Below are 24457 nucleotides of genomic sequence, written 5' to 3' on the forward strand. Positions count from 1 at the left end.
CGCGGTGTGAGAATGGACATTATGAGTTTCGACTTCGAGCGCAAACAGCGCATCGCGATCATCGGCGGCGGCCCCGGCGGCTATGAGGCGGCGCTCGCGGGCGCCCAGCTCGGGGCCGAGGTGACAATCGTCGAGTGCACCGGCGTGGGCGGGTCCGCCGTGCTCACGGATGTGGTGCCCTCCAAGACCCTCATCGCGACAGCCGACGCGGCCCGCGCGATCGAGGACGCCGGCGATCTTGGCGTGCAGTTCTTCGCGCGCGGCGAGAAGGGCAAGCCGCTCAAGCCCGAGGTGGCGATCAATCTGCTCGCCATCAACAAGCGCATCCTCGCTCTCGCGGGCCAGCAGTCCGAGGACATGCGCGAGCGCTTGCTCGAGGAGGGCGTCACGATCATCTCGGGGTACGGCCGCCTCGAGGGCGACGACGCGATCGTCGTGTCGACGGGCCCCGAGGGCACCGACTTCGACCGCATCGAGGCCGACACGATCATCGTCTCGGTCGGTGCGTCGCCGCGGGAGCTGCCCACCGCGAAGCCCGACGGCGACCGCATCCTGACGTGGAAGCAGATGTACAACATGTCGGCGGTGCCCGAGCACCTGATCGTCGTCGGATCCGGCGTCACGGGCGCCGAGTTCGCCTCCGCGTACATGAACCTCGGCGCTCAGGTCACGCTGGTCTCGAGCCGCGAGCAGGTGCTGCCGGGCGAGGATCCCGACGCCGCGCGCGTGCTCGAGAAGGTCTTCACCCGCGGCGGCATGACGCTGCTCGCGAAGTCTCGCGCGCAGACGGTCGAGAACACCGGTGACGGCGTCGTCGTGACGCTGTCGGACGGATCGACCGTCGAGGGATCGCACTGCCTGATGGCCGTCGGCGGGGTGCCGAATACACCGGGTTTGGGGCTCGAGAGCGCCGGGGTGCAGCTCGAGGAATCGGGCCACATCCGCGTCAACAAGGTCGGACGCACGTCGATCCCGAACATCTACGCGGTCGGTGACTGCACCAACCTCGTGCCGCTCGCGTCGGTGTCGTCGATGCTCGGCCGCACGGCGGTGTTCCACGCGATGGGCGACTCGGTGATTCCGTTCTCGAAGCACAAGGTCGCATCGAACATCTTCACGTCGCCCGAGATCGCGACGGTCGGCTTCACGAACGATGCGAAGAACGCGATCGAGCTCAAGATCGACCTCGAAGAGAACCCGCGCGCCAAGATGATGGGCGTCAAAGACGGGTTCGTGAAGCTCTTCGCCCGCAACCTCTCCGGCACGGTCGTGGGCGGCGTCGTCGTCGGCCCGAAGGCGAGCGAGCTGATCTTCCCGATCGCGATGGCCGTCGAGCGCCGACTCACGGTGGACCAGGTCGCGCGCGTGTTCACGGCCTACCCGTCGCTCGCGGGATCCATCACCGACGCCGCGCGCGCCATGCACGGCATCTCGATGCGCGGCGAGGAGTAGACCGCACGAGAAAGCGGGCCGTCCCGGAGGGGGCGGCCCGCTTCTTCGTGTGATCAGACGATCTGCAGCAGCTGGTGGCCCGAGCTGACGGTGCCGCCGACCGGCGCGTCGATTTTCTCGACGCGCCCGTCCTTGTGGGCGGTGAGCGGCTGCTCCATCTTCATGGCCTCGAGCACGACCACGAGGTCGCCCTTGACGACCTCCTGGCCCTCCTCGACCGCGAGCTTGACGACCGTCGCCTGCATGGGCGACTTCAGCGCGTCCCCCGACGCACCGCTCGAGATGCCCGTCGACTGGTGGCTGCGGCGCGACGGCGGCGCCGCGACGGGGCGTCCGATGCTGGCCGGCTGCGTGATGCGGTCGGGAAGGCTCACCTCGACCCGCTTGCCGTTCACCTCGACGACGACGCTGTGCCGCTCCTCCGCGGGCGATGCGTCCTGGGCCTCGCCGTCCCATGCCGAGATCCGGTTGTCGAACTCGGTCTCGATCCAGCGCGTGAAGATGCCGAACGGGCCGGACTCGGGCGCGAACGCCGGGTCGGCCACGACGGCGCGGTGGAAGGGGATCACGGTCGGAAGCCCCGCGACCTCGAACTCGTCGAGGGCGCGGCGCGAGCGCTCGAGCGCCTCCGCGCGGGTCGCGCCGGTCACGATCAGCTTCGCGAGCATCGAATCGAACGCGCCGCTGATCTCGTCGCCTGCGGTCACGCCGGAGTCGACGCGCACGCCGGGGCCGCCCGGCTGCTTGAACACCTGAACGGGGCCGGGCTGCGGCAGGAAGCCGCGTCCGGGATCCTCGCCGTTGATGCGGAACTCGAACGAGTGGCCCTCGGGCGTCGGGTCGTCGTAGTCGAGCGTGCCGCCCGCGGCGATGCGGAACTGCTCGCGCACGAGATCGATTCCGGTGATCTCCTCGCTCACGGGGTGCTCGACCTGCAGGCGCGTGTTCACCTCGAGGAACGAGATGGTGCCATCGGCCCCGACGAGGAACTCGCAGGTTCCGGCGCCGACGTAGCCGACCTCCTTGAGGATCGCCTTCGACGCGTCGTACAGCGTCTGGGTCTGCTCGTCCGTGAGGAACGGCGCGGGCGCCTCCTCGACGAGCTTCTGGTGACGGCGCTGCAGCGAGCAGTCGCGCGTGGAGACCACGACGACGTTGCCTGCGGCATCGGCGAGGCACTGGGTCTCGACGTGGCGGGGCTTGTCGAGGTACTTCTCGACGAAGCACTCGCCGCGCCCGAACGCCGCGACGGCCTCGCGTGTGGCCGACTCGAACAGTTCCGCGACCTCGTCGAGCTCGCGGGCGACCTTCAGGCCGCGGCCGCCGCCGCCGTAGGCCGCCTTGATGGCGATGGGCAGGCCGAACTCCTCGGCGAACGCGACGACCTCATCGGCGGTCTCGACCGGTCCGGGTGTGCCGGGGGCGAGCGGGGCGCCGACCTTCTCGGCCACGTGGCGGGCCGTCACCTTGTCGCCGAGCTGTTCGATGGCCTCGGGGCCCGGGCCGATCCAGATCAGGCCGGATCGCTCGACCGCGCGCGCGAACTCGGCGTTCTCGGCGAGGAAGCCGTAGCCGGGATGCACGGCATCGGCGCCCGAACGGCGGGCGATCGAGAGGATCTTGTCGATGACGAGGTATGTGTCGGCGCTGGTCGAGCCGTCGAGCGCGTAGGCTTCGTCGGCGAGCTTCGCATGCAGCGCATCACGGTCCTGGTCTGCATAGACGGCGACGGAGCCGATTCCGGAGTCGCGGGCCGCACGAATAATGCGGACGGCGATCTCTCCACGGTTGGCGATGAGCACCTTACGGATTGCGGGCATGGATTCGAGCCTATTCGGCACGAGCCCGTGCCATTTGATTGACCTCCACAACATGCACGGCGTTTCGTGTGCGGATCGCTACGAGGAGGCGCTCCAGAGGCCCGTCCACTCGACGCCGAGCTCGCGCACGAGGCGGCGGATCGTCGAGAGCGACATGCCGACGACCGTCGACGGATCCCCCTCGACGCGCTCGATGAACGCCCCGCCCAGGCTGTCGACGGTGAACGCGCCCGCGACCCCGAGCGGCTCGCCCGTCGCGACGTACGCGTCGATCTCGTCGTCGGTGATGTCCGCGACGAAGCTCACGCGCGCCTCGGCGGTCGCGTCCGCGCGGGTGAGGGATCCGTCGTCGATGCGGATGATGCTGTGGCCCGAGTGCAGGATCCCGGTCCTGCCGCGCATCATGCGCCAGCGCTCGGCGGCGCGCTCGGGCGTGTGGGGCTTGCCGTAGACGCGGCCGTCGAGCTCGAACATCGAGTCGCCACCGATCACGAGGCCTGAGAAATCATCGGCGAGCGAGACGGCGACCGCCTTCGCCTTCTCCTTCGCGAGGAACTGCACGTGCTCGGCGGGGGAGAGCCCGCGCCCGAGCGCCGTCTCGCGCGCGGCGACCGCCGCGTCCTCGTCGACGCCGGGGGAGGCGAGCTGCGGCTCGATCCCCACCTGCCGCATGAGCATCAGACGGGCGGGGGACGTGGACGCGAGACACACCTGCATGCTCCTAGTCTCCGACACATCCGGCGCGCGCCGCGATCCGCGTGCCGGAGATCTCCGGAATCGCAGTGGGACAATAGCCGGATGCAGACAGGCGACATCGTAGAGCTCGAGATTTCCGGCGTCGCCCACGGCGGGGTGTTCATCGCCCGCCACGGGGATCCGGGGCTCGTGGTGTTCGTCCCCGACACGCTCCCGGGCGAGCGCGTCGTCGCGCGCATCGTCCAGGTGAAGAAGTCCTTCGCGCGCGCTGAGGCGCTCGAGGTGCTCGAGGCCTCGCCGCCCCGCGTGCCGCACATCTGGCGCCAGGCCTCCATCGATGTCGCCCCCGAGCTGCGCCCCGGCGGCGCCGACTTCGGTCACATCGCCCTCGCCCACCAGCGCGAGCTGAAGGCGCGCGTGCTGACGGAGGCGTTCGACAAGTTCGCCGGCGGATCTGTGCCGACGACCGTCGAGCCGGTCGCGGACGACGAGCAGGGCACTCGCTGGCGCACGCGCGTCGGTCTGCACGTCGACTCGTCCGGTCGCGTCGGCCCGTACGCCGCGCGCACCCATGACGTGATCGAGGTCGCGGACCACCCGCTGGCGACCGAGCAGATCGAACGAACAGCCCTTGCGCTGGGCCGTGAGAAGCCCGGCCGGGTCGACCTCGTCGAGCCGGCCGACGGATCCGTGCGGATCCTCCGGCGCCCCGACGCGCGCGGCCGCGGCCCCCGCTCGGAGCCCGAGGTCGTCACCGAGATCGCGGCCGGCCGCGAGTTCCGCGTCGACGCGGGCGGGTTCTGGCAGGTGCACCGCCAGGCCGCGACCGCGCTCGACGCCGCCGTGCGCGAGGCGCTCGCCGGAATCGAGGCCGACGACGGCGCCCACCACCTCGACCTCTACGGCGGGGTCGGCCTGTTCGCCGCCGCGCTCGCCGATCGCGGCGGCCGCGTGACGACCGTCGAGTCCTCGTCGCGCGCGACGCTCCACGCGCGGGAGAACCTCGAGGACCTGAAGGTTACGGCCGTCACGGCGCGCGTCGAGCGGTTCGTCGACGCGCTTCCCGCGGATCCGTCGCTCGCGCAGGGCGTGACCCTGCTGGATCCGCCGCGCGCGGGAGCGGGCGAGCAGGTGGTGACCCGCATCGCGGAGCTCGGCCCGCGCGCCGTCGTGTACGTGGCGTGCGATCCGGTCGCGCTCGCGCGCGATGTCGGCATCTTCCGGCGCCTGGGATACGACCTCGACCGGGTGCGCGGCATCGACCTGTTCCCGGGGTCGCACCACGTCGAGGCGATCGCCGTTCTGCGGCGTTGAACACACGACGCGCCGATCCGTTGTGCATGTTCGCCAAGGGCGAGGCGCATGCCGCGGATAGGGTGGAACGCGTGACCGAACCGGACATGACGACCACCGCAGGCAAGATCCAGGACCTGCGCAACCGCTACGACCAGGCCGTTGTCGAGCCTGAGAAGGTGGCTGCCGAGAAGCAGCACGCCAAGGGCAAGCAGACGGCCCGCGAGCGCATCGAGCAGCTCATGGATCCGGGTAGCTTCGTCGAGCTCGACGAGTACGTCAGGCACCGCACGACCGCGTTCGGCATGGACAGGTCGCGCCCGTATGGCGACTCGGTCGTCACGGGCGTGGGGCGCATCCACAGCCGCGTCGTCGCGGTGTACTCGCAGGACTTCTCGACGTTCGGCGGATCCCTCGGCGAGGTCGCCGGCGACAAGATCCTGAAGGTCATGAAGTACGCGCTGCAGAACGGGCTGCCGATCATCGGCATCCTCGACTCGGGCGGCGCGCGCATCCAGGAGGGTGTGCTCGCGCTCGGGAAGTACGCCGAGATCTTCCGCCTCAACACACAGGCCTCGGGCGTGATCCCGCAGATCTCGATCGTCATGGGCCCCGCGGCCGGCGGCGCCGTGTATTCGCCCGCGCTGACCGACTTCGTGATCATGGTCGACAAGACGAGCCAGATGTTCGTGACCGGCCCCGACGTGATCAAGACGGTCACGGGCGAGGACGTCGGCATGGAGGAGCTCGGCGGCGCGCACACGCACAACACCCGTTCGGGCGTGGCGCACTATCTCGCAGAGGATGAGGACGACGCGATCGACTACGCGCGCACGCTGCTCGGCTACCTGCCCGACACGAACATGTCGGATCCGCCCGACTTCGCGTCCGACTTCGAGTTCGAGACGAACGATCTCGACCAGAAGCTCAACACCCTCATTCCCGATTCGCCGAACCAGCCCTACGACATCCACGAGGTGATCGAGGTCATCGCCGACGACGGCGAGTTCCTCGAGACGCAGCCGCTGTTCGCGCCGAACATCGTCGTCGGCTTCTCGCGGATCGAGGGCCGATCGGTCGGCATCATCGCGAACCAGCCGCAGCAGATGGCCGGCACCCTCAACATCGAGGCCGGCGAGAAGGCCGCGCGCTTCATGCGATTCTGCGACGCGTTCTCGATCCCGGTCGTGACCCTCGTCGACGTTCCGGGCTACCTTCCCGGCACCGACCAGGAGTGGACGGGCGTGATCCGCCGCGGGGCGAAGCTGCTGTACGCGTACGCCGAGGCGACGGTGCCGCTCGTGACGATCATCCTGCGGAAGGCCTACGGCGGTGCGTACATCGTCATGGGATCCAAGCAGCTCGGCGCCGACGTGAACCTCGCGTGGCCGTCGGCAGAGATCGCCGTGATGGGCGGCCAGGGCGCCGTCAACATCCTGTACCGGGGCGAGATCAAGCGCGCCGAGGAGGCCGGCGAGGACGTGCAGGCGGTGCGCACGAAGCTCGCAGACGAGTACACCTACTCGGTGGCCTCGCCGTTCCTCGCGGCCGAGCGCGGCGAGCTCGACGGCGTCATCGAGCCGGCGCAGACGCGCGTCATGATCGCGAAGGCGCTGCGCTCGCTGCGCCGCAAGCGCGTCGAGCTTCCGCCCAAGAAGCACGGGAACATTCCGCTGTGACCGAGAACCCGATGGTGCGCGTCGCGGGCGGAAGCCCGACCGACGAAGAGCTGGCGGCGATCGTCACGGTTGTGAGCGAGCACTACGAGCAGGAGGCCTCGACCGCGACGATCACGGACGAGCCCGTCGATCGCTGGTCGCGGTCGCTGCGCATGCGCGACACCCGGCGCCGCGAGTGGGGCAGGTTCGCAGGATGAGCGCGGAGGGCGCCGCCGCGCCGCACGTCGTGGAGGTTCCCGTCAGCGAGTCGACGAACGCGGAGCTCGTCGCGGCGCTGCAGTCGGGCGAGTCCTGGCCGCACCTCGGCGCGCTCGTCACCCGCGATCAGCGATCCGGGCGGGGCCGTCTCGACCGCGAGTGGGTCGCGCCCGCGGGCACGGCGCTCGCGATCTCGGTCGTCCTGCGGGTCGGCACGGTGCCGGACGAGCGCCGCGGATGGATCCCGCTCGTCGCGGGCGCGGCGATGGTCGATGCGATCGGCGCGCAGCTTCCCGGCGCCGGCGTGAAGTGGCCGAACGACGTGCTCGTCGATGGCCGGAAGATCTGCGGGATTCTCGCGCAGGTCGCCGATTTCGACACGATCGTGGTCGGAAGCGGCGTGAATACGCGGATGACAGCCGGACAGCTGCCGGTCGAGACGGCGACTTCGTTCGCCGCGCGCGGCGTCGTGGTCGATGAAGAACGGCTCATCGCCGACTATCTGCGCCGCCTGGGCGAGCTGGTCGACGCACTCGGGCGCGGATCCGTGCGCGACATCGTCGCGGAGCGCTGCGTGACGATCGGGCAGCGCGTGACGGCGCACCTGCCGGGCGGCGAACGCATCACCGGTCGCGCGATGGGCCTCGACGAGTTGGGCCACCTGCTCATCGACGGCGCCTCGCGCCCTATCGCGGTCGGCGACATCGTGCACCTCCGCCCTGCCTGAACCTATCGGTCTCCCCGTTGGAGCTGCTCTGACGGCCGGATAACCGCGTCGATCGGGACATGGTGGGGGAGGGCGCGCCGCGCCCGGATTCCGAGCGGCGCGAGAGAGGATGGGCGCATGGATCAGCACGAGCTCCGCATCGCCACGTTCCGGCGCGGGTCGGCGTGGCTCGTGCTCCCGGCGATCCTCCTGATCGCCACGGCCGGGGCGGCGGCGTATTTCTTCACGAACCTCCCCGCGCCGTTCGAGGACTGGATGCTCCTGGCCGCCGCGGCCGCCATCGTGCTGTTCGCGGTCGTGCTGCCATGGTGGGTCTGGGCCTCGCGGAGCTACATCGTCACGACGCGTCGCGTGATCGAAACGCGCGGACTCCTGATCCGCCGCCGCCGCGAGATCCTGCACCAGGCCGGCTACATGATCGAGGTGTCGCGGGGTCCGCTGCAGCGCATGCTCGGCCGCGGCACGCTCTCGCTCGGCACGGGGGACGGCGGCATCGAGATGCGCGATGTGCACTCGCCCAAACTCGTGCGCGAGACGCTCAGCGATCAGATCGAGGTCTGCCAGATCCTCGCGCATCGCCAGGCGCAGCAGCAGGCGGCGAGCCCGTACCTGCATCACGATGTGCCCGTGACCTGAAACAATAGGGGTTATGACGAAGCGTGTCGGTGTGATCGGCGGCGGCCAGCTGGCCAGGATGATGATTGCTCCGGCGAGCGAACTCGGGATCGAGATCCGAGTGCTCGCCGAGCAGGACGGCATGTCGGCCGCGCTCGCGGCGACCGCCACGGGCGATTATCGCGACCTCGAGATGGTGCGGGCGTTCGCGCTCGACGTCGATGTCATTACGTTCGACCACGAGCACGTGCCGCAGGACGTCCTGCGCGCGCTGATCGCCGACGGCACAGCCGTCCACCCGGGCCCCGATGCGCTGCAATACGCGCAGGACAAGCTCGTCATGCGCGCGAAGCTCGCCGAGATCGGCGCCCCGCAGCCCGACTGGGCCGGCGTCTCGACCCGCGAGGAGCTGCAGGCGTTCATCGACGAGCACGGCGGTCGTGCGGTCGTGAAGACCCCGCGCGGGGGGTACGACGGCAAGGGCGTACGGGTGATCGGATCCGCCGACGAGGCCGCCGACTGGTTCGATGCGTTCGCGGGCGAGCGGATCCTCGTCGAGGAGCTCGTCGACTTCCGCCGCGAGCTCGCGCAGCAGGTCGCCCGTCGCCCGTCAGGAGAGATGGCCCCGTTTCCGGTCGTCGAGACGGTGCAGAAGGACGGCGTGTGCTCCGAGGTCTTCGCGCCGGCCCCGCACGCGTCCGAGCGCACGATCGAGATCGCAGCGCGAATCGGCACCGAGATCGCCGAGGCGCTCGGGGTGACCGGCATGTTCGCGGTCGAGCTGTTCGAGACGACCGATGAGCGGCTGCTCGTGAACGAGCTGGCGATGCGCCCGCACAACAGCGGGCACTGGACGCAGGACGGCGCGGTGACGAGCCAGTTCGAGCAGCACCTGCGCGCGGTGCTCGACCTGCCGCTCGGCGCGGCGGATCCTGTCGCCGAGGCGACCTGCATGATCAACATCCTCGGCGGGCCCGCGGGCATCGATATCGACGAGCGATTCGGCGCCGCGATGCGGGCGCAGCCGGCGGCGAAGATCCACACCTACGGAAAGTCGGCGCGCCCGGGCCGCAAGGTCGGACACATCAACGTCGTGGGCGACAGCATCGACGACGCCGTATACGTCGCCCGCGCCGCAGCCGCCCACTTCGAATGACGAGGCGTGGCACTGTCAGGAGATCACAAACTGGTCACATACCCTCGTATGGTGCTTCACTCCTCTGAAAAGCCGCTCGTCGGCGTCGTGATGGGCTCGGACTCCGACTGGCGGATCATGCAGGACGCGTCCGCCGCGCTCACCGAGTTCGGCATCGCCCACGAGGTCGAGGTCGTGTCGGCCCACCGCACGCCCGACAAGCTCATGAGCTACGGGCGCGAGGCGCGAGGCCGCGGGCTCAAGGCGATCATCGCGGGCGCCGGCGGCGCCGCGCACCTTCCGGGCATGCTGGCCTCGCTCACGGCGCTGCCCGTCATCGGCGTTCCGGTCGAGCTCAAGACGCTGGAGGGCCTCGACTCGCTCCTGTCGATCGTGCAGATGCCGGCGGGGATCCCCGTGGCGACGGTGTCGATCAACGGCGCGAAGAACGCGGGCCTCCTCGCCGCGCGGATCCTCGGATCCGGCGACGCCGACGTCGCCGATCGCGTCGAGTCCTACGCGAAGGAGCTCGAGCGCCAGGTCGACGAGAAGAACGCACGTCTCAAGGATTCTCTTTCGTGACGCTCTCCGCCGAGCGCACGGCGGGATCGGTCATGAATCAGCGACCGATTCGCCGCCCCGACGCGGCGAACGTCAAGATGATGACCCGCCGCGGCTGGTGGCTCGTCATCCTCAATTTCCTGATCCCCGGATCCGCGCAGGCGCTCGCCGGCAACCGGCGGCTCGGCCGGCTCGGGCTGCGGCTGACGCTCGTGATGTGGGTGCTCGTCGTCATCGCCGCGCTCGGCGCGCTGCTCTGGCGCACCGCCGCGCTCGCGGTCGTGACGTTCCGATTCACGCTCCCGATTCTTGCGGTGCTCCTCGCGGTCTACGCGGTCGTCTGGGTGATCCTCTCGATCGATACGCTGCGCCTCGTGCGCGTCGTGAGGACGCGCGCTCCGCAGCGATTCTTCATCCTCCTGTTGGGCCTGATCCTTGCGGCCGTGCAGGCGGTCACGGGCGTATTCGGCGTCAGCACGCTGATCACCTCGAGCGGATTCCTCAACGACAACTTCTCGAACGCCGCGCCGGTCGTGCCGCCGAGCGACGGCTATTACAACGTCCTGCTGCTCGGCGCCGATTCGGGTGAGGGGCGCGACTCGCTGCGCTACGACAGCATCTCCGTGATCTCGATCAACGCCGACACGGGCGCGATCACGATCACCGGCGTGCCGCGCGATCTCGAGCACGCCCCGTTCAGCGAGGGCAGCCCGATGCTCGCCGAGTACCCGACGCGCTTCGAGGGCCACGCGGATCCGGAATGCGGGTGGACGAGCGGGATCAACCAGCTCACGAACGCGGTCGCGTTCTGCCGCGAGGACGGCGGCGAGAGCCTGTATCCCGACGCGGAGAAGCACGACTCGCTCCCCGAGGTCGAGGCGACCAAGGACGCGGTCGAGGGGCTCACGGGCCTCGAGATTCCGTACTACGTCTCGATCGACATGCAGGGCTTCGCCGCGCTGATCGATGCGGTCGGCGGCGTGACCATCACGGTCGACGAGCGCCTCCCCGAGGGCGGCGGCCCCGCGTACGACGACCAGCCCGCGGAGGAATGGGCGACCGGGTGGATCGAGAAGGGGGAGCAGAAGATGAACGGCGAGACCGCCCTCTGGTACGCCCGCTCCCGCTACACGACGAGCGACTGGGATCGCATGCAGCGTCAGCGCGAGCTGCAGACCGCGGTGCTCAGCCAGATGACGCCGCAGAACCTGCTCACGCGCCTCGAAGAGGTGGCGGATGCGGGCACGGCGGTGCTCGATACCGACGTGCCGCGCGCGCTGGTGCCGACGTTCCTCGACCTGGCCGTCGAGGCGCGCAAACAGGAGATGGGCTCGGTCGAGCTCAATCCCGATATGGGCGTCGACCAGATCGAGCCCGACGTCGCGCTGATCCAGCAGATGGTGCACGATGCCCTCCACCCCGCGACCGAGGCGCCGGCTGAGTGAGCGCTCCCAGACTCCCGCGGTCCCGGGCGATAGGATCCGATGTGACCTTCCGCGTTCGACCCCTGCGAGGCGCGTTCCTGTGACGAGTATCGACCTGAGTGAATATGACGTGCCCGGCCGCGGGCGCGGGCTGGCGGACGTCGTCCGCTGGCGCTACCTGCTGCGGCTGCTGATCCGCAAGGGCACGGCCACCCGCTACCGCAACTCGGTGCTCGGGTGGACGTGGTCGTACGTCAAGCCGCTGGTGCAGTTCTTCATCTACTTCGCGGTGATGGGCGTCATCTTCGGCATGGACCGGGGCACCGACAACTACCCGCTGTATCTGTTCTCGGGCTTCATCACGGTGCAGTTCTTCAACGAAGCGTTCGGAAACGCCACGAGCTCGGTCGTCGGAAACAAGGCGCTCGTCAAGAAGATCTATCTTCCGCGCGAGCTGTTCCCGATCGCGGCGACGGCCGGCGCGTTCGTACACTTCCTGCCGCAGCTCGCGATCCTGCTCGTCGTGGCGTTCGTTTACGGGTGGGTGCCCGGCATCCTGAACCTCGGCGCGATCCTGCTCGGGCTGCTGATCATCGCGCTCATCGCCTTCGGCCTCGGGCTGCTGTTCGCGGGCATCAACGTGCGCTTCCGCGACATCGAGAACTTCGGTGAGGTCATCCGCCAGCTCGCGACGTGGGCATCGCCCGTGCTCTACACCTGGCAGCTGATCGAGGAGCATCTCGGCGACGTCATGTTGTACGTCTACATGTGCAACCCGATCACGGTCGCCGTCGAGCTGATGCACTACGGCTTCTGGAAGCCGACCGTCGAGGAGCACGCCGGAGGATGGGTCGGTTTCGCCCCGCACTTCGGCGAGCATGTCGGCATCGCCATCATCATCAGCATCGTCATCGTCGTGATCGGACAGGTCACGTTCCGCCGCTTCGAGAGCACCTTCGCCCAGGATCTATGATGTCGAACACTCTGCAGCAGACCTCGGACAGGACGCCGGCGATCATCGTCGACCGCGTGACGAAGCGCTTCATGAAGCGCAACACGCACTCGCTCAAGGAGGGCTTCGTCAGCTGGACGAAGAAGAAGAAGGTGCGCGCCGATCACTTCGAGGCGCTCCAGGACGTCAGCTTCCAGGTCGGGGAGGGTGAGGCCGTCGCGGTGCTCGGCTTCAACGGATCAGGCAAGTCGACGACGCTCAAGATGGTCTCCGGAGTGATGGCGCCCGACGAAGGCCGCGTGTTCACGAAGGGCCGCGTCGCGGGACTGATCGAGGTCGGCGCGGGTTTCCACCCCGACCTGTCCGGGCGCGAGAACGTCTACCTGAACGCCGCGATCCTCGGCATGCAGAAGCACGAGATCGACGAGCGCTTCGACGACATCGTCGCGTGGAGCGAGATCGGTGACTTCATCGACCAGGAGGTCAAGAACTACTCGTCGGGCATGTTCATGCGCCTGGCATTCTCGGTGGCGATCCACGTCGATGCCGACGTGCTGCTCGTCGACGAGGTGCTCTCGGTCGGTGATGCGCCGTTCCGCGAGAAATGCAATCAGAAGATGAAGGAGCTCACCGAGAAGGGCGTGACGATGCTCATCGTCAGCCACAACATGGGCACCGTCCAAGACCTCTGCACGCGCGGCATCGTGATCCACGAGCACAAGGTGCTCTTCGACGGCCCGATCAAGGACGCCGTCAAGGTCATCCGGGAGACCCCGCACTGAGCGGGCGCCGCGCTACTTCCTGAACTTCGACTTCAGCACGCGGAGGGCGCGCTCGGGGAGGCTGTAGCGCTCGATGTCGGTGCGGATGCGGTCTTCCATCTCGACCAGACGCTGGTCGATGAACTTCGTCAGATACAGCGGCAGGCCCGGGCCGTTCTTCGCGACCCAGGCGCGCAGGGCCTCGTCGCGCAGCTGCGCGTCGATCTTGGCGTGCTCGTCGTTGCTCGAGATGACGCTGTTGCCGTCGGATCCGGCCGACGCGGGGCGCTGGTGCCAGTAGGCGAGCGGCTTGTCATCGTCGAGGTACTCGAGCGCGCCCTTCGTGAGCACCTTCAGCGCGAAGTTCCAGTCGCCGACGACGGGCAGGCGCTCGTCGTAGAGCCCCAGTTCGTCGTGCAGGGTGCGCCGGTAGACGAACCCGATCGGCACGAAGCGATTGTGCAGCATGGTGTCGCCGAGCGTCGGCGCCGTCAAGTGCTGCTGGAAGACCTCGCGGCCGAGCTCGACGTAGTCGCCGCCCTCGACTCTTTCCCACACGATCTCGATCTTCGACACGACGCCGCCGCGCTTGTCGTTCTTCTCGCTGTCGAGGTAGTCGGCCGCCCGCTCGAGGAACGACGGGTGCCACGAGTCGTCGTCGTCGTGCAGGACGAGGTAGGGCGCCGTCGTCGTGAGGACTCCCGCGTTCGCGCTCGCCCAGCGCCCGTGCGACTCCTGGCGATGCAGCACGCGGACCTGCTCGCGCAGCTTCTCGGGAACGCGCGCGACCATCGCATCGACGGCTGCGGGATCGCCGCCATCGTTGACGACGACGCACTCCCAGTCGGACAGCGTCTGCGCGGTGATGCTGCGCAGCGCGCGGTCGAGGAACCGCGGACGATCCTTCGTGCGAACGACGATCGCGACGCGCGGCTCGGTCATCGGCCCATGCCCGTGTACGTCCAGCCGGCGTCTCGCCAGGCTGCCGGGTCGAGGATGTTGCGTCCGTCGAAGATGACGGGACGGGCGACCTTCGCGAGCGTCTCGGCCGGGTCGAGGGCTTTGAACTGCTTCCACTCGGTGACCACGACGACGGCTTCGGATCCGTCAAGTGCGGTCTCGAGGGAGTCGGCGTAGTTCAGCTGCGGGTGCGCGCGGCGTGCGGTGTCCATCGCCTCGGGGTCGTACGAGACGACCTCGGCACCGAGACCCTTGAGGCGGACGGCGACGTCGAGGGCGGGGGAGTCGCGGATGTCGTCACTGTCGGGCTTGAAGGCGAGGCCGAGCACCGTCACGCGGTGTCCAAACACCTGTCCGTCGAACGAATCGACGACGAGGTCGACGACGCGTTGCCGGCGGCGGAGGTTGATCTCATCGACCTGCTTCAGGAACGCGACGGATTCGCCTTTGCCGAGTTCTTCGGCGCGGGCGGTGAAGGCGCGGATGTCTTTGGGGAGGCACCCGCCACCGAACCCGACGCCGGCGTTGAGGAACTTCCGGCCGATTCTTTCGTCGTGTCCGATCGCGTCGGCGAGCTGGGTGACGTCTGCTCCGGTGACCTCTGAGATTTCGGCCATGGCGTTGATGAAGCTGATCTTCGTGGCGAGGAAACTGTTGGCGGCGACTTTGACGAGTTCCGCGGTGGGCTGGTTGGTGACCAGGCGGGGGGTGCCGCGGTCGAGGATCGTCGCGTAGACGTTGTCGAGGGTGGCGGTGTCTTCGTCGCGGGTGGCGTCGGTGACGCCGTAGACGAGCCGGTCGGGGTCGACGGTGTCTTTGATCGCGAATCCTTCGCGGAGGAACTCCGGGTTCCACGCGAGACGCACGCCCTTTGTCGCGGCGAGTTCGGTGAGTCTCGCGGCGGTGCCGACGGGGACGGTCGACTTCCCGGCGATGAGGGATCCGGGCTTGGCGTGTTCGAGGATCGCGTCGGTGGCGGCGTTCACGTAGGTCATGTCGGCGCCCTGGGCGCCGGAGCGTTGCGGGGTGCCGACGCCGATGAAGTGGACCTCGGCGTCAGCGAGGTCGGAGTAGTCGGTGGAGAACGTGAGCCGCCCGGAGGCGAGCCCGTCCTTCAAGACGTCGACGAGTCCGGGTTCGTGGAAGGGGGGTTCTCCGGCGGCGAGTTTCGCGATCTTGGCCTCGTCGACGTCGATGCCGACGACGGTGTGGCCGAGGGATGCCATCGAGGCTGCGTGGACCGCGCCGAGGTACCCACATCCGATCACGCTCAACTGCATGGAGATCTCCTTCGTCAAAGGGTGAATGACCCTGCCGGGACACTTCCCTTATCCTGCCACGCGCAACCGTCGCATATCCTGGTGCGGACATGACCGGATCCGCTCACGACGACGCACCACTGCTGTCGGTCGTCATCCCCACGCACAACGTCCGCCCCTGGCTCAGGCAGGCACTCGACTCCGTGCTGCGGCAGGACGTCGATCTCGAGGTGATCGTCGTCGACGACCGCTCGGACGACGGCACGATCGAGTTCGCGCGCGAGGCCGCGGGCCGCGACGCGCGTGTCAGCGTCGTCTCGTCTCCCGGCGAGGGCGGCGGATCCGCGCGCAACGCCGGAGCGGATCTCGCGCGCGGCCGCTACCTCGTCTTCGCCGACGGCGACGACCTGATCCCCGACGGCGCGTACGACGCGCTCGTCACGAGCCTCGAGGTGAGCGGATCCGACCTGGCCGTCGGCGACTACATCAAGTTCCGCGCGGTCGACACGTGGCGCCCGACCGCGGCGATGCCCGCATACGGGCGCGCCTCGCGCGGCGTGACGCTCGCCGACGAGCCGACGCTGCTGTACAGCAGGCCGTGCTGGAACCGCGCGTTCCGCCGCGAGTTCTGGGAGGCGAGCGGTATCCGGTTCCCCGACGTTCCCCGCTCGAACGACATCGTGCCCATGGTGTCGGCGCTCGTGAAAGCCGAATCGATCGACGTCGTCGACGACGTCGTCTACGTCTACCGCGAGCGCCCGGGATCCGGGTCGATGACCGCCCGCGCGGGGGCAGCGACGAGCCTCGTCAGCTACCTCACGCAGGAGGCGGAGTGCGCGCGGATCGTGCGTGACACCCGCGACGCGGATCTCGCGGCGGTCTTTGCCGACCTCGTCTGGGATCGCGACGCGTTCGTGGCGGTCAACCGCTACCTGCTCGCGTGGGAATCGCACTCCGACGGCGACGCCCTCGTCGCCGAGAAGGTGCGCGCGCTCCTCGACCTGACGCCCGTGCCCGACGAGGTCGGGCCGCTGCGGCGCCTCGCCCTCGAGCTCGCGGCAGCCGGATCCTTCGCCGCCGGCCACGCCGTCGCGCGCGTTGCAGGCGGGCACCCCGAGGGATCCGATCCGTCGGAGGAGCGCGCGGATCTCGTCTCGACGTGGCGCGCCCTCATCTCGGAACTGGACTCGCGTGAGCTGTCGGACGAGGAACGCGACATGCTCACCGAGCGCCTCTCGCGACAGCTCGCGCAGCCGCGCACGGGGGATCCGTCGGCGTGGCAGGCGCTCGTCGGCGCGGCCGAGCGCGTGCTCGGAGAGCGGGTTCGCCTGTTCGCCGCCGACGCGTGGCAGTCCGGCGATCTCGGGGCGCGCGAGCGCACTGCGGCGCGTGCGCACAGCCTCGCGGGCGGGGACCTGCTCGCGATCGACGGCACCGTGTCGCCCGACGCCGGGGACGTCGCCCTCGCGCTCCTCGACGGAGAGGCGTCCCTCGAAGGTGACGGGCCACGACTGATCCGGCCCGTGAGCGTGACCTGGCGCACGGCCGACGACGGCGTGCGCACCTGGTCGGCGGCGTTCCCCGCGCACCAGCTGCCGCTCCACCGCCCGCTCACGCCCGTCGCGCTCGGCGAGGACGGCGCGTTCTGGAACGTCGATGCCGCGTTCGAGCTTCCGGCGTACTCGCGGCGCGATGCGTTCCTCTACGACGTCGTCGACCGGATCCTCATCGTGCGCCGCCGGCGCAGCTGGCTCCTGCGCGGCATCATCGCCGCCGTTCGTTCCAGAGTGCGCGGTGGTCGTTCAGACGCGCGATAACGACGACGGGGCACTCGCGAGCGACGTGAGCAGCGCCGAATACTCGCGCGAGATGTCCCAGGGCGCGATCGGGGCGAGGAACGCGTCGAAGTCGCGGTCGGTCACGCCCGCGAACGGATCGCCCGCGAGCAGCTCGGCGATCGATGCCTCGGGACCCGCGGGGTCGAAGAACGCCACCCACGCCTCGCCCGCGAACTGATCGCGGAGGAACGGATCGCCCGGCAGGATCACCGGTACGCGGAAGGTCGCGGCGAGGTGAAGGGATCCGGAGTTGAGGATCGCCCGGTAGGGGAAGCACGCGACGTCGGCGGCGCGGAACCACCGCGCGATGTCGGCGTCGTCGACGAACTCGAGCTGCGACACCGTGCGCAGGCTCGCGGGGAGCGAGGCCGCGAACTCGGCTCGGGGCATCTCCTTCACGGCTCCGGCCAGCATCAGCACGAGGTCGCCGCCGCGCTCGTCGTTCGCCCGGGCCGCGGCGCGAGCGAGATCGTCGACGCCCTTGTACGGGCGGATCTGGCCGAGGAACAGCACCGAACGGTCGCTCTCGGCGATGTCGAACGACGCTCGAGCGTCGGCGCAGGTGATGCCCGTGTCGTACACGCCCTCGTAGCTCGGGTGCGCGATCTGGCGGATCTTCCGCGGATCCACCGTCGCCACGTCACTGATCGCGGCGGGCGTGTGCGGCGCCATGATGTGAATCGCGTCGGCGGAGCTCGCGAGCAGGCGGTACAGCGCCACCTCGAGCTCGCGGAACGTGAGCTCGTGGGGGAGGCGATTGTGGATGGTCCAGACGAGCTTCGCGCCGCGGGAGCGGAGGCCGGTGAATATCCGCTCGAGGTTCGCGACGCGGCGCCTCGCCTCGGATTCGGACTGGGCCTGCTGCGCGATCGGCGTGGTCCAGTGGACGTGCAGGGTGTCGCCGCGGCCGAGTCGAGCTGCGCCCGCGACGAGGTCGTCGTAGGTGTGGGCGCCCTCGACGCGGAACCCATCGGCGCGCGCCGACAGCTCGAGCAGATTGAGGAACGCGTTGTTCAGATACGCCGGAAAGACGAGAACCTGGGGGCCGGATCGCATGTGGTCGATCCTACGGCCGCGTCACCGGAATCGGGACGGGCCCGCTCCGGTGACGCGAACCGATGCTCACAGCGTCATGGGGATCCGTTGGGGTCACCGGAATCTGCGTGTCGGACGACGACGTCAAGACTTTCAGTGTCACAATCGAGTCACTTCTGTCACACTGGTAACCATGCGTCGCACCAACCACGGCTATCGGTATGCCCAGAAGGGGCGTGCCCTCTTCGGTGTCGCGATGGCGGCGGCCCTCATCGGATCCCTTCTGCCGACTGCCGCGTACGCGGACGAGCAGCCCGCGCCCGAACCGACTCCGACGGTGGCGCCGTCGCCCGAGGTCGCGGCGACCGAGCAGCCCCCGGAGTCGGAACCCACGTCGACGCCGACTCCCGAGCCGACGGACGCGCCGGAACCGGCGCCCGAACAGGCCCCGACCGCGGAGCCCACGCAGGAGCCCACCCCGACTCCTGCACCCACCCCGACTCCGACGATGACGACGGACCCGGGCGAGGTCGATCTCACCGGCATCCTGCTGCCCGACAACGGCGACTATGCGGGCGACACCACCGAGGACGAGGCGGATCCGGGCGCGTACTCCGAGACGCAGGCCGGCCTGCTGACGGCGGATACGCTCAACGGTTTCAAGGCCGGAAACATCATCAGCGACGCCAAGATGTACACGTCGGGCACGATGTCGGCGAATCAGATCCAGGGCTTCTTCAACCAGAAGGTCAAGCGCTGCGACTCGAACTACACGTGCCTCAAGGACTTCTCGATGAAGACCCGCACCAAGGCGCCGAACTCGTACTGCACGAACACCTACCAGGGCTCGAGCCGCGACACGGCGGCGCAGATCATCTCGAAGGTCTCGAAGGCCTGCAACGTCAGCGAGCGCGTGCTGATCGTCATGCTCCAGAAAGAGCAGGGCCTCGTCACGCACACGTGGCCGAGCCAGTTCCGCTACGACATCGCGATGGGCTACGCGTGCCCCGACCACGCGGCGTGCGACAGCACCTACTTCGGCTTCCAGAACCAGATGTACATGGCCGCCTACCAGCTGCAGCGGTACACGAAGGACAGCTACTTCAGCTGGTACCCCGTCGGTAAGACGTCGCAGGTGCGCTGGCACCCGAACGCGTCCTGCGGCACCGGCCCCGTGCGCATCGAGAACAAGGCGACCGCGGCGCTGTACTACTACACGCCCTATCAGCCGAACCGCGCGGCCATGCGCGCCGGATACGGCGTCGGAGACTCGTGCTCGGCGTACGGAAACCGCAACTTCTACAACTACTACACCGACTGGTTCGGAGGCACGCACGGGGGATCCCCCGGCGGCGGAACCACGGGATACTCGGTCACCGGCGCGACGGCCGTGAAGTGGAAGTCGCTCGGCGGCGCGAGCGGCATGCTCGGCAAGCCGATCGACAAGAAGAACTGCACGTCGGGCGTTGGCTGCTACCAGGTTTTCAAGGGCGGCAGCATTTACTGGACGCATAAGCACGGGGCCGTGTACGTCCGCGGCGCGGTCCGCGACGCTTGGGCGAAGGTGGGATCGCGCAACGGTGTGCTGCGCTATCCGACGAGCGACCCGCAGTGTGGCCTCACCCGTGGCGCGTGCCTGCAGCACTTCCAGGACGGCACCATGTACGCCATGTCCGGACACGGCGCCCACTACGTGCGCGGCGCGATCCGCAATAAGTGGGCGCAGACCGGAGACCGTCACGGCACGCTCGGGTACCCGATCTCTAACCCGCGCTGCGGTCTGGTCGACGGCGCGTGCCTGCAGGTGTTCGAGGACGGCCGAATCTACGCCTCGAACGCGGGCACGCACTACGTGCGCGGCGCGATCTTCGACGGCTGGGGGCGCGCCGGGGGGCGAGAGGGCAGGCTCGGCTACCCCTCGTCGGATCCGCGGTGCGGCGGTAATGCCTGCACTCAGAGCTTCGAGGGTGGCACGGTCCGCCACCAGAGCGGCTCGACGCCGCGCGTGCTCTACCGGTAGCGCTGTGGCGTTCCTCGAAGAGTTGATCGCGGGCGTGCGCGTTCCGCGCTGGGTCCCGGACGGTCCCGATGCGCCTCGGAACTTCGGCGACGAGATCGGCCCGCTGCTCGTTGGCGCTCTCGTCGGCTCCGGTGCGCGTGAGGGCGACGCGCGCCTGATCTCCGTGGGCAGCGTGCTGCAGTACTCCCTTCCCGGCGACGTCATCTGGGGTACGGGGATCAACGGCAACGTGCGCCAACGCGTGCGGTACCCGCTCGACGTGCGCTCGGTGCGCGGCCCGCTCACCCGCGCGATCCTGCTCGGGCACGGCGTCCGCGTGCCCAAGGTGTACGGCGATCCCGCACTCCTCGTTCCGAGGCTCTTCCCGTCGGTCGCGCCCGAGGGATCCGGCAGCATGCTCGTCGTGCCGAATCTGAACGAACTCGACCGCGTGTCGGGAAGTGAGGTGCTCAGCCCGCTCGGCGACCCGCTGGCGATCGCGGGGCGCATCGCGGGCAGCGGCTTCGTCGTGGCGAGCTCGCTGCACGCACTCGTGCTCGCCGATGCCTACGGGATCCCGTCGCGTCCCCTGGTCCCGGAGGCCGAGCATCCACTGAAGTACCTCGACTACTACGCCGGCACGGGGCGTCCTGGCGTTGCATTCGCCCGATCGGTCGACGAGGCAATCGAGCTCGGCCCGGTCGCTGCCGCAGAGGCCGACATCGACGCGATCGCGCAGGCGTTCCCGCGCGACCTCTGGGGCGGATCCGCTACCTCGCCTGACAATTCGTCGGCCGACTACTCGGAGCTGCGGCGCGAGTCGTGGCGCGCGAGGGAGGCCCTTGCGCTCGCCGTCGGGCGCGAGGCGAGCGACAGTGCGGCGCAGGCGCTGCTGCGCGTCGACCAACTCGTCGCGCAGCAGCCCGACGACCTCGTGCGGGTGCTCGAGCTGTGCTCGACGAGCGCAGTGCCGGACGGCGCGGCGCTGAACGCGGCCGTGCGCGCGCACCTCGACGGATCCGAACCGCACGGCGAGACGGACGCGCGCCTGTCGCGCGCTGTGCGCCGCGTGGCAGGAAAGGCGGATCTCTCGGTGATCGCCCGCGTCGCCGCCACGGGTAAGGTCTCGCTCGCCCGATTGATCGCCCGCGGAGAGAAGATCGAAGATGACGGACGCGCTCACCTCGGCGACGAGGAAGCGGTCGCGCCACCGAAGGCCAGCCGTCTGCCTCGCGTACTCAGGCGCCGCGGATAGCACCGGGATACACTGCGTTCCTCCTGCCGGCGTACCCTGTTGAGAACACACCCGGCGTGATCTTCCTGTGACATTTGACCGCGTCTTCCAGGAAAGCCGGGCCGCCTCTGAAAGAATGGGCACTATGGATACCGATCTTCTTGTCGTCGGCTCGGGCTTTTTCGGCCTGACGATCGCTGAACGTGCCGCGAACGCGGGCCGCAAGGTCACCGTGATCGACCGCCGCAACCACATCGGCGGAAACGCCTACAGTGCTGCCGAGCCCGAGACGGGCATCGAGGTGCACCAGTACGGCGCGCACCTGTTCCACACGTCGAACGAGACGGTGTGGGAGTACGTGAACCGCTTCACCACCTTCACGAACTACGTGCACAAGGTGTACTCGAACCACAAGAACGTCGTGTACCCGCTGCCGGTCAACCTCGGCACGATCAACCAGTTCTTCCAGGCCGCGTACTCGCCCGACGAGGCGCGCGCACTCGTCAAGGAGCAAGCGGGCGAGTTCGACGTCAAGTCCGCCGCGAACTTCGAGGAGAAGGGCATCGCGCTCGTCGGCCGCCCCCTGTTCGAGGCGTTCTTCCGCGACTACACCGCCAAGCAGTGGCAGACCGACCCGAAGAAGCTCTCGGGCGATATCGTGAGCCGCCTCCCCGTGCGGTACACCTACGACAACCGGTACTTCAGCGACACCCACGAGGGCCTGCCGACCGACGGCTACACGGCGTGGATCGAGCGCATGGCCGACCACCCGAACATCACGGTGCAGCTCGAGACCGACTTCTTCGACGCGTCGCAGCCGTTCAACAAGGCCGCTGTCGTCGGGCAGATCCCGGTCGTGTACACGGGGCCTGTCGATCGCTACTTCGACTACGCCGAGGGCGCGCTGAGCTGGCGCACGCTCGACTTCGAGCAGGAAGTGCTGAACATCAACGACTTCCAGGGAACCTCCGTCATGAACTACCCGGACGCCGACGTGCCGTACACGCGCATCCACGAGTTCAAGCACTTCCACCCGGAGCGCACGGAGCTGCTCGCGCAGGACAAGACGGTCATCATGCGCGAGTTCTCGCGCTTCGCCGAGGCGTCCGATGAGCCGTACTACCCGGTGAACACGCCGGAGGACCGAGAGGGCCTGATGGTCTATCGCGATCTGCAGAAGGGCGAACAGGACGTGCACTTCGGCGGCCGGCTCGGCACCTACCAGTATCTCGACATGCACATGGCGATCGGGTCGGCGCTGTCGATGTGGAATAACAAGCTCGCGTAGACACCAGCATGACGACCCCGCGGCGGCGCTACCTTCACTCCCTGTGGCTTCTGTCGTCGCGCGACCTTCGGGTGCGCTACGCGACGAGCTGGCTGGGGTATTTGTGGAGCGTTCTCGATCCGCTCGTGATGAGCGCGATCTACTGGTTCGTGTTCACGCAGATCTTCCAGCGCGACGTCGGGGCCGACCCCTACATCGTGTTCCTGATCTGCGCGCTCCTGCCGTGGGTGTGGTTCAACTCGTCGGTCAGCGACTTCACGAAGGCGTTCAATAAGGACGCGAAGCTCGTGAGATCGACCGCGATCCCGCGGTCGATCTGGGTGGGCCGGATCATCGTCTCGAAGGGCGTCGAATTCCTCTGCTCGTTGCCCGTGCTCGTGCTGTTTGCGGTCTTCGGCGGCGCGACGCTGACCTGGGGCGTGCTCTGGTTCCCGCTCGCGGTGCTGATGCAGGTGGTCCTGCTGACCGGCCTCGGTCTCATCGTCGCGCCGCTGTGCGTGATGTTCAGCGACCTCGAGCGTACGACGAGGCTCGTGCTGCGCGCCCTGTTCTATGCGACGCCGATCATCTACAGCGTCGGCGACCTGCCCGACGTCTTCCGCGAGCTCGGCGCCTTCAACCCGCTCTCCGGGATCTTCACGATGTACCGCGCCGCGTTCTTCCCCGAGCTCTGGGACACGTTCGCGGTCAGCATGAGCGCGCTCATGTGCGTCGTATTCCTGGGAGTCGGGATCCTCGTGTTCCGCCGGCTCGAGCGCCCCCTTCTGAAGGAGCTGTGATGGGCGAGCAGGAGTATGCGATCGAGGTCGATTCGCTCGGCGTGCGGTTCCGCCGTTCGAGGCGGGGCCGGCGCTCGATCAAGTCGATGTTCGCGGATCCCAAGCACCGCACGCCCAAGGACGAGTTCTGGGCGCTGCGTGACGTGAGCTTCCAGGTTCGCCCCGGCGAGTCGATCGGCGTCGTCGGGCGCAACGGTCAGGGCAAGTCGACGCTCCTGAAACTCGTCGCCGGTGTGCTGCTGCCCGACGAGGGAACCGTGCGGGTCAACGGCGGCGTCGCGCCGCTCATCGAGATCACGGGCGGGTTCGTGGGTGATCTGACCGTGCGCGAGAACGTGAAGCTCACGTCGGGGCTGCACGGCATGAGCAAGGCGGAGATCGCCGAGCGGTACGACGAGATCATCGACTTCTCCGAGCTGCACGACTTCCAGGACACGCCCTACCGGCACCTGTCGAACGGCATGAAGGTGCGCCTCGCGTTCGCGGTCGTGTCGCGGCTCGATCACCCGATCCTGCTCGTCGACGAGGTGCTCGCGGTCGGAGACAAGGCCTTCCGCGAGAAGTGCTACGGGCGCATCGACGAGATGCTGGCCGCGGGCCGCACGCTGTTCTTCGTGAGCCACCGCGAGGCCGACCTGCGCCGATTCTGCGAGCGCGGACTGTACATCCGTGACCACCGGCTGGCGATGGACGCGTCGATCGGCGAGGTGCTGACGACGTACAACAGCGACATCTGAGGGCAGTTCCGCGCC

Annotated in this window: 22 protein-coding genes; 17 read left to right on the forward strand and 5 right to left on the reverse strand. The window is 68.6% G+C overall.

All coding sequences use genetic code 11. The features are described from left to right. The first annotated feature begins 12 nt into the window (after positions 1 to 12). Entirely contained in the window at positions 13 to 1452 is a 1440-nt protein-coding gene (locus tag G510_RS0106155; RefSeq protein WP_029152927.1) for an NAD(P)H-quinone dehydrogenase, read from the forward strand. A gap of 53 nt (positions 1453 to 1505) precedes the next feature. On the opposite strand, the gene G510_RS0106160 is transcribed toward G510_RS0106155, so the two are convergent. Together G510_RS0106160 and G510_RS0106165 are read right to left on the reverse strand one after the other, a co-directional pair. Then, positions 1506 to 3272, reverse strand: a complete 1767-nt coding sequence (locus G510_RS0106160; protein WP_029152928.1) for an acetyl/propionyl/methylcrotonyl-CoA carboxylase subunit alpha — start codon at positions 3270 to 3272, stop codon at positions 1506 to 1508. Between the two features lie 78 nt (positions 3273 to 3350). Beyond that, on the reverse strand, positions 3351 to 3989 hold the full coding sequence (locus tag G510_RS0106165; RefSeq protein ID WP_029152929.1) for a Maf family protein: 639 nt from the start codon (positions 3987 to 3989) through the stop codon (positions 3351 to 3353). Between the two features lie 81 nt (positions 3990 to 4070). Between G510_RS0106165 and G510_RS0106170 the strand changes: the two genes are divergently transcribed. The 10 genes from G510_RS0106170 to G510_RS0106215 all read left to right on the forward strand — a co-directional run bounded on the left by G510_RS0106170 (position 4071) and on the right by G510_RS0106215 (position 13334). After that, positions 4071 to 5282 carry a class I SAM-dependent RNA methyltransferase gene (locus G510_RS0106170; protein WP_029152930.1) on the forward strand — a complete coding sequence of 404 codons (1212 nt, stop codon included), beginning with the start codon at positions 4071 to 4073 and terminating at the stop codon, positions 5280 to 5282. A gap of 26 nt (positions 5283 to 5308) precedes the next feature. Then, entirely contained in the window at positions 5309 to 6940 is a 1632-nt protein-coding gene (locus G510_RS0106175; protein ID WP_051216464.1) for an acyl-CoA carboxylase subunit beta, read from the forward strand. Continuing rightward, positions 6937 to 7137 carry an acyl-CoA carboxylase subunit epsilon gene (locus tag G510_RS0106180; protein WP_029152932.1) on the forward strand — a complete coding sequence of 67 codons (201 nt, stop codon included), beginning with the start codon at positions 6937 to 6939 and terminating at the stop codon, positions 7135 to 7137. The genes G510_RS0106175 and G510_RS0106180 overlap by 4 nt, the downstream gene beginning before the upstream one ends. Then, entirely contained in the window at positions 7134 to 7865 is a 732-nt protein-coding gene (locus G510_RS0106185; protein WP_029152933.1) for a biotin--[acetyl-CoA-carboxylase] ligase, read from the forward strand. Before G510_RS0106180 ends, G510_RS0106185 begins: the two co-directional genes overlap by 4 nt. A gap of 117 nt (positions 7866 to 7982) precedes the next feature. Next, positions 7983 to 8501 carry a PH domain-containing protein gene (locus G510_RS15585; protein ID WP_051216466.1) on the forward strand — a complete coding sequence of 173 codons (519 nt, stop codon included), beginning with the start codon at positions 7983 to 7985 and terminating at the stop codon, positions 8499 to 8501. A gap of 13 nt (positions 8502 to 8514) precedes the next feature. Next, entirely contained in the window at positions 8515 to 9636 is a 1122-nt protein-coding gene (locus G510_RS0106195) for a 5-(carboxyamino)imidazole ribonucleotide synthase (RefSeq protein ID WP_029152934.1), read from the forward strand. 90 nt (positions 9637 to 9726) lie between these two features. Further along, positions 9727 to 10197 carry a 5-(carboxyamino)imidazole ribonucleotide mutase gene (gene purE / locus G510_RS0106200; RefSeq protein WP_029152935.1) on the forward strand — a complete coding sequence of 157 codons (471 nt, stop codon included), beginning with the start codon at positions 9727 to 9729 and terminating at the stop codon, positions 10195 to 10197. Further along, a complete protein-coding gene (locus tag G510_RS0106205; protein WP_029152936.1) occupies positions 10194 to 11621 on the forward strand; it encodes an LCP family protein in 1428 nt (475 codons plus the stop codon). Before purE ends, G510_RS0106205 begins: the two co-directional genes overlap by 4 nt. A gap of 79 nt (positions 11622 to 11700) precedes the next feature. Continuing rightward, on the forward strand, positions 11701 to 12573 hold the full coding sequence (locus G510_RS0106210; protein WP_029152937.1) for an ABC transporter permease: 873 nt from the start codon (positions 11701 to 11703) through the stop codon (positions 12571 to 12573). Then, on the forward strand, positions 12570 to 13334 hold the full coding sequence (locus G510_RS0106215; protein WP_036322196.1) for an ABC transporter ATP-binding protein: 765 nt from the start codon (positions 12570 to 12572) through the stop codon (positions 13332 to 13334). The genes G510_RS0106210 and G510_RS0106215 overlap by 4 nt, the downstream gene beginning before the upstream one ends. A gap of 12 nt (positions 13335 to 13346) precedes the next feature. Here the strand turns inward: G510_RS0106215 and G510_RS15590 are convergent, their stop codons facing one another. Then, positions 13347 to 14255, reverse strand: a complete 909-nt coding sequence (locus G510_RS15590; protein ID WP_051216470.1) for a glycosyltransferase family 2 protein — start codon at positions 14253 to 14255, stop codon at positions 13347 to 13349. Next, complete coding sequence (locus G510_RS0106225; RefSeq protein ID WP_029152940.1) at positions 14252 to 15553, reverse strand: UDP-glucose dehydrogenase family protein; 1302 nt, start codon at positions 15551 to 15553, stop codon at positions 14252 to 14254. The genes G510_RS15590 and G510_RS0106225 overlap by 4 nt, the downstream gene beginning before the upstream one ends. An 89-nt stretch (positions 15554 to 15642) precedes the next feature. On the opposite strand from G510_RS0106225, the gene G510_RS17455 reads away from it, so the two are divergent. Next, a complete protein-coding gene (locus tag G510_RS17455) occupies positions 15643 to 17349 on the forward strand; it encodes a glycosyltransferase family 2 protein (protein WP_051216472.1) in 1707 nt (568 codons plus the stop codon). On the opposite strand, the gene G510_RS0106235 is transcribed toward G510_RS17455, so the two are convergent. Beyond that, complete coding sequence (locus G510_RS0106235) at positions 17335 to 18426, reverse strand: glycosyltransferase (protein WP_029152941.1); 1092 nt, start codon at positions 18424 to 18426, stop codon at positions 17335 to 17337. The two genes, G510_RS17455 and G510_RS0106235, sit on opposite strands and share 15 nt — an antisense overlap. Before the next feature lie 172 nt (positions 18427 to 18598). Here G510_RS0106235 and G510_RS17460 point away from each other — a divergent pair, with 172 nt between their 5' ends. The 5 genes from G510_RS17460 (at position 18599) to G510_RS0106260 (ending at position 24442) form a co-directional block, all read left to right on the forward strand. Further along, positions 18599 to 20425 carry an LGFP repeat-containing protein gene (locus G510_RS17460; RefSeq protein ID WP_051216474.1) on the forward strand — a complete coding sequence of 609 codons (1827 nt, stop codon included), beginning with the start codon at positions 18599 to 18601 and terminating at the stop codon, positions 20423 to 20425. A 4-nt stretch (positions 20426 to 20429) separates the two neighbouring features. Continuing rightward, positions 20430 to 21659, forward strand: a complete 1230-nt coding sequence (locus G510_RS17465; protein ID WP_051216475.1) for a polysaccharide pyruvyl transferase family protein — start codon at positions 20430 to 20432, stop codon at positions 21657 to 21659. 124 nt (positions 21660 to 21783) lie between these two features. Beyond that, complete coding sequence (glf, locus tag G510_RS0106250) at positions 21784 to 22926, forward strand: UDP-galactopyranose mutase (RefSeq protein ID WP_029152942.1); 1143 nt, start codon at positions 21784 to 21786, stop codon at positions 22924 to 22926. Between the two features lie 8 nt (positions 22927 to 22934). Beyond that, entirely contained in the window at positions 22935 to 23705 is a 771-nt protein-coding gene (locus G510_RS0106255) for an ABC transporter permease (protein ID WP_029152943.1), read from the forward strand. Further along, positions 23705 to 24442, forward strand: coding sequence for an ABC transporter ATP-binding protein (locus tag G510_RS0106260; protein WP_029152944.1), 738 nt, complete (start codon positions 23705 to 23707; stop codon positions 24440 to 24442). The genes G510_RS0106255 and G510_RS0106260 overlap by 1 nt, the downstream gene beginning before the upstream one ends. Positions 24443 to 24457: the final 15 nt, after the last annotated feature.

It is taken from the genome of Microbacterium gubbeenense DSM 15944, from assembly GCF_000422745.1.
Classification (GTDB): domain Bacteria; phylum Actinomycetota; class Actinomycetes; order Actinomycetales; family Microbacteriaceae; genus Microbacterium; species Microbacterium gubbeenense.